Origin of the sequence: Thermosynechococcus sp. OHK43, from assembly GCF_014466085.1 — a bacterium.
GTDB lineage: Bacteria > Cyanobacteriota > Cyanobacteriia > Thermosynechococcales > Thermosynechococcaceae > Thermosynechococcus.
Genome location: NZ_JACOMP010000265.1, coordinates 1 through 10288, shown reverse-complemented (window position 1 = coordinate 10288; position 10288 = coordinate 1). Strand labels below are relative to the sequence as shown.

Annotated in this window: 10 protein-coding genes and 1 pseudogene; 3 read left to right on the top strand and 8 right to left on the bottom strand. The window is 54.0% G+C overall.

Annotated elements, in window-relative coordinates:
* Positions 1-294: 294 nt before the first annotated feature.
* A complete protein-coding gene (radC, locus tag H8Q75_RS11535) occupies positions 295-1044 on the top strand; it encodes a DNA repair protein RadC (protein WP_024124755.1) in 750 nt (249 codons plus the stop codon).
* Here the strand turns inward: radC and H8Q75_RS11530 are convergent.
* Positions 1041-1943 (bottom strand): polyphosphate kinase 2 family protein, encoded by a 903-nt coding sequence (locus H8Q75_RS11530; protein ID WP_024124756.1) that lies wholly within the window; start codon positions 1941-1943, stop codon positions 1041-1043. The genes radC and H8Q75_RS11530 overlap by 4 nt on opposite strands.
* A gap of 203 nt (positions 1944-2146) precedes the next feature.
* On the opposite strand from H8Q75_RS11530, the gene H8Q75_RS11525 reads away from it, so the two are divergent.
* Both H8Q75_RS11525 and H8Q75_RS11520 read left to right on the top strand, forming a co-directional pair.
* Positions 2147-2566 (top strand): hypothetical protein, encoded by a 420-nt coding sequence (locus tag H8Q75_RS11525; RefSeq protein ID WP_297041854.1) that lies wholly within the window; start codon positions 2147-2149, stop codon positions 2564-2566.
* A 13-nt stretch (positions 2567-2579) separates the two neighbouring features.
* Positions 2580-3755, top strand: coding sequence for a hypothetical protein (locus H8Q75_RS11520; RefSeq protein WP_157869666.1), 1176 nt, complete (start codon positions 2580-2582; stop codon positions 3753-3755).
* Positions 3756-3767: 12 nt separating this feature from the next.
* Here the strand turns inward: H8Q75_RS11520 and H8Q75_RS11515 are convergent, their stop codons facing one another.
* The 7 genes and pseudogenes from H8Q75_RS11515 to H8Q75_RS11485 all read right to left on the bottom strand — a co-directional run.
* The gene (locus H8Q75_RS11515; RefSeq protein WP_024124759.1) at positions 3768-4349 is read right to left on the bottom strand and encodes a DUF1997 domain-containing protein; all 582 of its coding nucleotides are present in this window, start codon (positions 4347-4349) and stop codon (positions 3768-3770) included.
* A 72-nt stretch (positions 4350-4421) separates the two neighbouring features.
* Positions 4422-6089: an iron ABC transporter permease gene (locus H8Q75_RS11510; RefSeq protein WP_297041850.1), complete on the bottom strand. Its 1668-nt coding sequence runs from the start codon at positions 6087-6089 to the stop codon at positions 4422-4424.
* Positions 6090-6097: 8 nt separating this feature from the next.
* Complete coding sequence (nadC, locus tag H8Q75_RS11505; protein WP_024124761.1) at positions 6098-6973, bottom strand: carboxylating nicotinate-nucleotide diphosphorylase; 876 nt, start codon at positions 6971-6973, stop codon at positions 6098-6100.
* Complete coding sequence (gene trpD / locus H8Q75_RS11500) at positions 6963-7982, bottom strand: anthranilate phosphoribosyltransferase (protein ID WP_024124762.1); 1020 nt, start codon at positions 7980-7982, stop codon at positions 6963-6965. Before trpD ends, nadC begins: the two co-directional genes overlap by 11 nt.
* 58 nt (positions 7983-8040) lie before the next feature.
* Positions 8041-8394, bottom strand: a complete 354-nt coding sequence (locus H8Q75_RS11495) for a hypothetical protein (RefSeq protein ID WP_024124763.1) — start codon at positions 8392-8394, stop codon at positions 8041-8043.
* Positions 8395-8490: 96 nt separating this feature from the next.
* Positions 8491-9972: a cobyric acid synthase gene (locus H8Q75_RS11490; RefSeq protein WP_024124764.1), complete on the bottom strand. Its 1482-nt coding sequence runs from the start codon at positions 9970-9972 to the stop codon at positions 8491-8493.
* Positions 9973-9986: 14 nt separating this feature from the next.
* Positions 9987-10288, bottom strand: a pseudogene (locus H8Q75_RS11485) (dienelactone hydrolase); the annotation flags it as partial.

Genomic DNA, 10288 nt, shown 5'->3' with positions numbered 1-10288 from the left:
CTCCTTAATAATGATCAAAGTACCTGCAAGCCTCTATTTATAAAATTTCCAAGGGCAATCGGGCGATCGCCCGCCGAAATTTTGAAGGGACAACCATCATCTGCCCCCTAGAAAAAGCCAGGAGTAGATTCGCAATAAGCTCATTGAGGCTGAACAGAGGAAAACGGTTTCTTTACTTTGTTTATCTTGAACTACTTGCAAATAAAAGTCAACTAATTTCTGCGAATTCTATACAGCCCCAACGCTACTGTAAGCTTGATATGCTCTTTAGTAGTCCCGTAAGTCACTGCTGTGATGTCCTACTCGCTGCGTGTTGCTGATCTGCCCGTCGGCGATCGCCCCCGTGAAAAGCTGCTCAGCCAAGGCGCCCGCTACCTGAGTTCGGCAGAATTGTTGGCGATTTTACTGGGAACCGGTCAAGGGGCAGGCAAGCTTTCAGCCGTCGGCTTGGGGCAGTTTATTCTCAAACAGTTGGGGGAGCGCAGCGGTGACAGTGCTGATGCTGTCAGCGCCTTGCGGGACATTACCCCAGAGGAATTAATGGCGATTCCTGGGGTTGGCCCCGCCAAAGCCACCACGATCCTAGCCGCCGTTGAACTGGGGAAGCGGGTCTTTCAGTCGCGACCCGGAGAGCAGACCATCATTGACAGTCCTGCCCTGGCCGCTGCTGTCCTTGGTGCTGATCTCATGTGGCAACCCACGGAACGGTTTGCGGTTCTCCTGCTGGATGTGCGCCATCGCGTGTTGGGATCCCATGTGATTACAGTGGGCACGGCCACCGAAACCCTTGCCCATCCCCGCGAAATTTTTCGGGAAGCCGTGCGCCGCAATGCTAGCCGCCTAATTATTGCCCACAACCATCCCTCCGGCAATCTCTCTCCCAGTCAAGCAGATCTGGACTTGACAAAACAAATTCTACGAGCGGGACAGCTCATGGAAATTCCAGTGCTTGACCATTTGATTCTCGGGAATGGGGATTACCAAAGTCTGCGGGAGATGACCTCCCTCTGGCAAGAGGTGCCCCAAGGGGAGGGCAGTGCCTAATCCTCATCCGGTTCATTTTCCAGCAGCGCTTTTGCCTCTAGGAGTTGCTCTTTGTGGGCCTCACTGACAATTGGGTAATGTAGGTTCAGACTCGCCAATTTTTGATAAATAAAGTGAGCCACCATCAGCCGCGCAAACCACTTGTGATTGGCGGGAATAATGTGCCAGGGTGCCCATTTGGTACTAGTGTGGCGAAAGACATCGGCATAGGCTGCTCGATAGTCCTCCCAGTGGGCGCGATCGCGCACGTCATCAATGGAAAATTTCCAGTTCTTTTCCGGACGGCTAATACGCTCCAAAAAGCGTTTCTTTTGCTCTGCTTTGGAGATATTCAGGAAAAACTTGAGGATGAGAATGCCATTGCGTGTTAAGTAACGTTCGTAGTTATTAATATCCTCAAAGCGCTCTTTCCAGATGTGCTTGGTCTTGGTTTCGGGAGGCAGTTGCTGGCGATTGAGCCAATCGGGGTGTACGCGCACCACAAGGACTTCTTCGTAATAGGAGCGATTAAAAATACCAATACAGCCTCGCTCGGGCAAGGCACGATTCGCTCGCCACAAAAAGTCATGATCCAACTCCTCGGCACTGGGTGCCTTAAAGCTATAGACGCGGCAGCCTTGGGGGTTAATGCCACTCATGACGTGTTTGATCGTGCTGTCTTTGCCCGCTGCATCCATCGCTTGGAAAATAATCAGCAGCGCATAGATATTCTGGGCATAGAGAACATCTTGGTAGGCCGCTAGCTTCTTGATGCCAGCAACAAGGAGTTCTTGGGCTTCGACTTTGCTTTTGAGGCCAGCGGTGTCCGCAGGATCATAGTCCTTCCAGTGAAATTTCCCCCCCGCGCGAACAATATAGCGATCGGGGTTAATTGGGTCGAGAAAATCTTGAGGAATCATGATCAAGGGGAGATACAGCAGAAGTGTATCCTAGCCTACATTATCCCATTGCAGAACAATCAAAAGATTCCACCTTGCCGGCTATCTTTAACAAATTGTATAAGGCAGGGGCAAAACAGAATTCTGTTTGTATGCTGTATCAGTAGGCGAGCGATCGCCCTCCATCGAATCATTTCCTGTCGTTTGCGTTTTGGACAGCCACGGTGGCTCCGATTAAACCTCACAAACTGGATCTGGATGCCAGTTACCCCTGCCCCTGTCGCCGCCAGGGGGAGTTGATGCCGATTGCCCTCACAGAAGCGTTTGGCTGTCGGCGCTGTCAGCAAATTTTTGTTGTGCGTCCCGATGGCTATTCCATTGAGCAGTTGGCAACCACCTATCCCTACAAACGGGCGTGGTATTGGACGGGCTTGCAGTGGAATCAGTTGCAGCGGGGCTTCTCAGAAAGCTACTGGTATTTCGCCATCGGTCTGAGCTTCTTTTTATTGATGCCTATTCTCCTCTGGCTACCCTTACTTCTACAATTGTCCTTAAAGCCTGAAGGGTTGCTATGGGTGATTGCCTCCCTGCTGATTGCACTCACGCCAGCATTTCTAGTCTGGATTGCCCTCTCCCGTCATTGAAGGCGCTGCGGCCATGTTGCCTGAGCCACTGAGGAGGGCGCGGGTGGCCAGTACCCACCTCAGTCAAGCTAGCTATGCCCTCCGTCAGGAAGCCCTTAGGCACCTCATTGAGGAGTTGGCAACAGCAGAACCTCTCCTGTTGGAGCAAAATACTCTCGATCTCGAATCCAGCCGCGATCTAGCAGTGTCTCAGATTGTGCTTGGTTGGCTGCGGCTGACCCATGAGCGCCTGCAGCGTATTCGCCACTGGCTAGAGCATCTCTACCATGCGGCAGATCCATGGCAACAACCATTGCCGACGCGCCCCGAGGGGTTTCAGTATGCCGTTCCCCTAGGGGTGGTGGCCTTAGTCTATGAAGGGCTACCCACTTTGAGCTTGATGCTGGCGGGCATGGCACTCAAAACAGGAAATGCCCTTGTGCTCTGGAGTGGTGAAAGTAGTCACTATACCGCTGGGGCGATCGCGACTCTCATCGAGGCCGCATTGAGCAAAACCAGTCTACCGAAAACCACTATTCAAACCCTCTCCCTTAGTCCGGCCAGTTGGCTGGGGGATCCCACTGCTGTTGATTTAGCCCTTGTCTATGGCCGCTCCCGCTTTGTTGCGGAGCAACGGGCTGCTGCTCGCTGTCCCTTGGTCTCTCTTTCCCTTGGTAATACCTATCTCGTTTGGGATGGTTCAGTGTCACCAGAGAGTGTCCTCAACTGTATTCAGCACAGCCACCAAGCCAATCCCGATCGCGCCCTTGCTATTGAAAAGGTGATTGTGCTCGGTAATGTCAACCCCTCCCATCTTGCATTTGTGATCAATGAACTCACCCAAGCAGGCTACAAACAAGGGGTCGATGAGCACTTACACCGCACCTATCCCGAAATTCCCCTTGTGGACGCCAGTGAGTGGCCGCTCCCTTACCTGGATCAACGCTTGGCGTGGCACTACGAAGAAGATCTCATCGCCGCCGTGAATTGGATTCACCAGTATGGCAGCGCCGCCAGTGGGATTATAGCCAGCAGTTACGAAGACTGCCGCGCCTTTTATCAGCAGGTGCAAACGCCCCTTGTATTTGTCAATCGGCCCCCCCAATTAGAGCGCTTGGATGCGCTGGCCATTGGTGCTGCTGCAAAGGGTTTTCAGCGGGGACTCTTTGGCCTTGCTCAACTACTCAGTACGAAGCAGGTCTATCTCTAGACAATCAAAACCTTAGGTAGAACTCACGGGGAAAGGTGTCAGCCAATCCCTACTGCCGTTGGTTTCCACTTCCGTGAGCCAGCGTTGATAATCGGCCACAAGCTGCTGACTGAGGCGCTGTTTAATTGTTAGGAGAACGCTCTTGAGTAAGCCATTGCCGGTGGCTTCGAGAATCGGCCGCGGCGTCAGATCCAAGGGAGGCGGAATATCTACGCCCACCTGCAAGTCAGCAAGACCGATTAAATCCGTACCGTTGGCCGTGGCTTGGGGAGACAAGTAGCCTGCGAGGGCTAGGTGAAAGCGGCGATTGATGTAGTCCACACCGCGAATTTCACAGCCGAGGGAGCGCAATTGTAAAGAGCCGTCACTATTGGCATGAACCACTAAATCTACGGTGGGCTGCAAGCTGACCATGAGAAAGTTTAAGGGGCGCATCTTCAGGCGAAAGCGATCGCTTCCCAAAAATTCCACTCGGGTTGGATCAGTTAGGGCATAGACAAGCCGCCGGGGTTGACGCAGGTAGTGCTGTAAGGGAGCCGTGGGTGTTTCAATACTGAGGCGGACAGATTGGCTGGCCTTAAATTGTAAGTACATAGCACACCTAGCAAACGTTGTTTTTAATGTAACGAATTATTAAGGAAATAGGTAAAGGGTAAACCGAACCCCCTAGTCAGTCCAGCGGGTTTGCCGTCCCAGCCAAAGGACCGGAATGAGACCCACGATCACCAGGGCCAAAGCACTTAGGGCTGCCTCAGGAAGTCGCTCATCAGAGGCAAAGCGGTAAACCTGTATTGCTAGGGTATCAAAGTTAAAGGGCCGAATCACCAATGTTGCCGGCAATTCCTTCATCACATCCACAAAGACCATCAGGGCGGCGGTAAAAAGGCCGGGCACCATCAGCGGCAAGTGAATCGTGCGCAGAATATTCCAAGGGGATCGCCCCAGGGTCCGCGCCACCTCATCGAGAGAAGGGCGAATTTTCACCAAGCTAGCCTCCACACTGCCTAAGGAAACCGCCAAAAAGCGTACCAAGTAGGCATAGATCAGTGCTGTAATCGTGCCACTGAGAATCAAGCCCACTTCCACCCCCCACAGGTGCTCAGTGACATCATTAATGACGTTGTCTAGCCCCCCCAAGGGCATGAGAATCCCCACAGCAATCACTGTCCCCGGAATGGCATAGCCCATGGCAGCCATCTGTGTTCCCCAGCGCACCCAAACCGTTGGCAGCAGACGTCGCCCATAGGCCAGCAGCAGGGCAATACCCACCGCCAGTAGTGCCGAGAGCGTCGCCAAAATGAGGCTGTGGCTGGCATGTTCTAAAAATTCACGGCTGAGTTGTAATTGCTGGTAGCTGATGGCCAAGTAGAGCAGCAACCCGCCGGGGAGCAGGAGGCCAAAGAACACCGGGAGGGCACAGACTAGCCAAGCCAGAGCCGCTCGCCATCCCTTGAGCCCATAGGGAATGGGGCGATCGCTGCCCCGCCTGTAATAACGTGCCTTGCCCCGCGACCACTTTTCTAGGAGCAGGAGGGCAAAAACAATGACCACCAGAACTGAGGCCAACTGGGCCGCGGCCACGGGATCGCCCATGCCAAACCAGGTGCGGTAAATTCCTACGGTGAAGGTATCGACACCAAAGTACTGCACGGTACCAAAATCATTGAGGGTTTCCATGAGGGCAAAGCTCGTACCCGCAGCGATCGCCGGCCGAGCAAGGGGAAATGCCACTGTCCAAAAACTACGCCAGGGCCCACAGCCAAGGGAGCGACTGGCCTCTAAGCTACAGGTGGCCTGCTCCAAAAACGCCACTCGCGCCAAGAGAAAAACATAGGGATAAAGAACCAGGGTGAGCAGGGCGATCGCCCCGCCAAGGGAGCGGATATTGGGAAACCAATAGTCACCGTAACCCCAGCCCGTTAGTTCCCGTAGCCATGTCTGAATCGGACCTTCAAAGGCAAAAAATTCCGTATAGGTGTAGGCCAAGACATAGGCGGGAGCCGCCAAAGGGGTCAACAGCAGCCATTGCCACCAGCGCACGCCCCAAAATTGACAGTTGGTAACCAACCATGCCGTACTGACACCAATGACCACAACGCCTATCCCCACGCCCAACATCAACCAGAGGGAGTTCAACAGGTAGGCGGGCAAAACGGTTGTGGCCAAATGCTGCCAAGTGTTACCCGTATTAACAAAGACTTTGCTGAGAATGACGAGAATGGGCACGGCAACCACAAGGGCAATCAGCCCCACCAGTAACTCCCAAGGTTTCAGTCGCACCCACCGCGGTAGGCTGAGGGACTTAAGCACGGCACGACCTCCAAAAACAGGCACTCACTTTCTCAAACAGACTCAAAAATCGTCAAACTAAAATCTAGCCAGGGGGATCGCGTAATCATGGCACTCGTAGAAATGTAGTCCACCCCCGTCAAGGCCACCGGTCGCAAAGTGTCTAGGGTGATATTACCAGAGGCCTCAATTTTAATGTGGGGGGCTGCAGCGCGGATCATCGCCACTGCTTGGGTCATCTCTGGAATCGGCATATTGTCGAGCATGATGACATCTACGCCAAGGAGAAGGGCTTGGCGCACCTGCTCAAGGGTTTCGGTTTCCACCTCAATGGTCAAGGGAAAGGGACTGGCTTGGCGAACTTTTTCAACCGCAGCTGTGATGCCCCCGGCCGCCACAATGTGGTTGTCCTTAATCAGGATTGCATCGTCAAGGCCAAAGCGATGGTTGACACCGCCCCCCACAGCCACTGCATATTTTTCTAGCAGGCGCAGTCCGGGCGTTGTTTTGCGGGTATCCACCAGTTGGGTCGGCAAATCAGCAATTGCTTGGACGTAGGTATGGGTGAGAGTGGCAATGCCACTGAGGCGCATCAAGCAATTGAGGGCGAGCCGTTCACCCAGGAGTAATGTTTCTAGGGGAGCCGCAATCCGGGCAACAATGGTCGGCTCCTCACAAATTGCGCCCTCGGCCTGCTCGTAGGTGAACACTACCGCTGTGGTCAGGCGTTGGAAAACTCGCTCCACAATGGGCAGACCGGCAATGACCCCCTGACTTTTGAGACGGATATAGGCTTTTCCTTGGCGATCCTGGAGATGCAAGGCTTGGGTGGTGCGATCGCCCCGACCAATGTCCTCCTGCAACCATTGATCCAAGAGGGGATCCAAGATAGACCACGGCGGTAAATAGGCAGACACCCTAGGATTCATTGGAGAGCGTCACCAATGCCTGTAACTTGTCCCAGGCCGCGCCACTGGCCAGAATCGCTTTTGCCCGATCGACCCCTTCCCACCAATCCTGCACCGCTGCGGCCACATAGAGGGCTAAGGCCGCATTGAGCGCTACCACATTCTGCTGGGCACTTGTGCCCTTTCCCTGAAGAACGTGGGTGAGAATTTCGGCATTGGTCTGGACATTTCCCCCAGCAAGATCCTTCAGGGGTGCACTGGCGAGCCCCAAAGCTTGAGGATCAAGAACTTCTTGGCGCAGCGACTCCTCAGGGCTGCTAAACATCACTAGATCGGTCATATTGCCAAGGGTAGCCTCATCCACCCCTTCACGGCCATAGAGGACAATGCCCCGTTGGCGGCCGAGACGTTGCAGGGCACCGGCCATCGCTTCCAGATAGCGATCGCTAAAAACCCCAATCACTTGTCCTGTGGGATAGAGCGGATTCACCAAAGGGCCAAGGAGGTTAAAGACCGTGCGAATTTTCAGGGTACGCCGCAGGGGAGCGACGGCCTTCATGGCTGGATGCCAACCGGGGGCAAAGAGGAACGTGATCCCCACTTCCTTGAGTAAAAAGGCGGGATCACTGTGGGCAAGGTTGACCCCAAGAGTCTCAAGGACATCGGCGGAACCCACCCGACTAGAGACTGAACGATTGCCATGCTTGGCCACTTTGACCCCCGCTGCCGCCACGACAAAGGCCACTGCTGTGGAGATATTAAAGGTACCCGCGCGATCGCCCCCGGTGCCGCAGGTATCAATGAGGGGTTCGGCTAAATTCAGCGGCGCACCTGCGGATTGAGCCAACAATACATTGGCCATCCCCGTCAGTTCCTCAACCGTTAGTCCCTTGAGCTGTAATGCCGTAACAATGGCACCGGAGAGGGCATCGGGAATTTCTTCTGCCAGCCATCCTTGCATTAACTGAGCCGCCTGCTCTTGGGTTAGGGCTTGGCGATCAAGGAGTTGTTGGAGCAGGTCAGACCACATTGAACCTTGCAGGAAGAGAATCGAGGCTGAATTTAGACTTAGTTAGACTCAATTAGACTTAATTAAGTTGTTGCTGGCGCTGACGTGCCTGCCAATAGTGCATCGGTAAGCAAAGCAGCGAAGAGGCGGTAAGCAAAAAGGCCAAGAGTGCAGTGATTTTGCACATTTGACCCAAATCCGTACCTTCTAATGGTACAGCGATTTGCAGACCCTGGGCACCACAATAGACGAGCCAATAGACAAAGATCATGCGCCAAAGGGTTTCACCGTAGGCCTCTTGGGGGGAATACTCCCGCAGGGGAAATTGTTTTTCCTCTTGATAAGCCGCGTACAAGAGCCAGCTTAAGCCACTCAGGGCGGCGATCGCCGAAACAATTAAGATTCCCACTGACCAAGAAGCAGCCACTGTCATTGTTCTTTTGCACTCCCTATTATCAGCACATCGTTCCTTAGTCTAGGGGAGTCATTTGCAAGGGATGACAATTGCTAACAATTTGAAATTTTTACATCAACATAATTTACAAATGCCCTCTAGGTTCAGGTGAGCCATGATGGTTTTTGTCAATTCCTCCAGTGCAATAGTCCGTTGCTCGGCATAGTGGGGAACGGCTGTGGGCAGGGGGGGCAGTTGCCGGCGCGATCGCAACCCATTGAGCCAATGGCGACGCCAAGCACCGTTTTCCAATAGCCCATGGAGATACGTGCCCCAAAGTGTGCCCGCTCTGTTCACAAGCCCCAGTTCTGGGGCAGCAAAAAGGGGTTGCCAACCTTGGAGATCACCGGTGTATTCACTTTGGCCTTGGTGAATTTCATAGCCCAGGATCGGCTCAGGACAGTTGAAATGCAGCGATTGGGTTTGTTGTTGCTGGGTACATTTGGTTGCCCCCAATTGGGTGTGCAGCGGCATGAGGCCCAATCCTGCATAGGTGCCGGGGCATCCCTCTAGGCCTAGGGGATCGCTGATGGTGGTACCCAACATCTGCCAACCGCCGCAAATGCCCAGAATCGTTCCCCCTTGGGCAGCGTAGGTTTTGAGTTGCTCTGCCATCCCCGTTTCCCGCAGGACCTGAAGATCAGCAATGGTCGTTTTCGTCCCCGGCAAGATCACGGCATCGGGTTGCCCTAGGGGACGATGGGGGGGCAAAAACTCAACAGCAACACTGGGTTCTGCCAGCAGAGGATCCATATCGGTAAAGTTGGCAATACGCGGTAGTCGAATCACCGTAATTTTCAGGTCTGCCCCCTGGCGTTGTGGACGGGGATTCCAAAGATCAAGGGAATCTTCGGCAGCGTAGTGGCGCTCGAGCCATGGAATCACCCCTAAAACTGGTACCCCCGTGGTCTCCTCTAGCCATTGCAAGCCACTGTCAAGGAGCGATCGCTGGCCGCGAAATTTATTAATCACGATCCCCTGAATCAACGCCCGCTCAGCGGGTTCCAGGAGCATCAATGTCCCGACAATGTGGGCAAACACACCACCGCGATCAATATCGGCCACAAGCAGGGTCGGTGCCCCAAGATAAGTGGCCACCCGCATATTCGTGAGATCGCGATGCTTGAGATTAATTTCCGCTGGTGACCCTGCGCCCTCACACACAATCCAGTCAAACCGCTGCTGGAGATCTGCCAGGGCCTCTGTAATTGCCTGCCAACCCCGCTCAAAATAGTCCCGATAGTAGTCGGCCGCTTGGGTAACACCCGCCACCTGCCCTCTGAGGATCACTTGGGAGGTCATGTTGCCTTGGGGCTTGAGGAGAATTGGGTTCATTGCCACTTCGGGTTCTATCCCTGCCGCCCAGGCCTGCATTGCTTGGGCATAGCCAATTTCGCCGCCGTCACGGGTGACGTAGGCATTCAAGGCCATATTTTGTCCCTTAAAGGGAGTGACACGGTAGCCCTGCTGAGCCAGCCAACGACAAATCACGGCTGCGAGGAGGGATTTACCCGCATGGGACGTGGTTCCCACTACCATCAGGGATTTAGCCTTCATGGTCGAGTTCATCATTACTTCACTGCCTGCGGTACCTTTTCCAACAGTTCTGGGGCTAGAGATTGGGTGAGGTTCAGGCCATGGGTGGGTGAACTCAACACCATTGCTGCTGCTGGTGTCAGCCACTGCCGCGCCTGTTCATCCCCCAAGAGGTGCAAGCGTAAAAAGGCCAAGCTCAATCCTCGGAGATAGGCGCGCGATCGCAGGGGTGTGGCCCCCACAAGCACCTTTGGTACAGGCAGCACGGGTTCATTGGGACTGGTCTCAAAAAATAAAAAAAAATGGGTCGCATTGTCCATCAACACCAAGTAGCGAT

What these genes read in the sequence shown, in the direction of transcription:
- radC (WP_024124755.1), top strand. Translation starts at nt 295, where the DNA reads ATGTCCTACTCGCTGCGTGTTGCTGATCTGCCCGTCGGCGATCGCCCC.
- H8Q75_RS11495 (WP_024124763.1), bottom strand. Translation starts at nt 8,394, where the DNA reads ATGACAGTGGCTGCTTCTTGGTCAGTGGGAATCTTAATTGTTTCGGCG.
- H8Q75_RS11515 (WP_024124759.1), bottom strand. Translation starts at nt 4,349, where the DNA reads ATGTACTTACAATTTAAGGCCAGCCAATCTGTCCGCCTCAGTATTGAA.
- trpD (WP_024124762.1), bottom strand. Translation starts at nt 7,982, where the DNA reads ATGTGGTCTGACCTGCTCCAACAACTCCTTGATCGCCAAGCCCTAACC.
- H8Q75_RS11520 (WP_157869666.1), top strand. Translation starts at nt 2,580, where the DNA reads ATGTTGCCTGAGCCACTGAGGAGGGCGCGGGTGGCCAGTACCCACCTC.
- nadC (WP_024124761.1), bottom strand. Translation starts at nt 6,973, where the DNA reads ATGAATCCTAGGGTGTCTGCCTATTTACCGCCGTGGTCTATCTTGGAT.
- H8Q75_RS11530 (WP_024124756.1), bottom strand. Translation starts at nt 1,943, where the DNA reads ATGATTCCTCAAGATTTTCTCGACCCAATTAACCCCGATCGCTATATT.
- H8Q75_RS11490 (WP_024124764.1), bottom strand. Translation starts at nt 9,972, where the DNA reads ATGAAGGCTAAATCCCTGATGGTAGTGGGAACCACGTCCCATGCGGGT.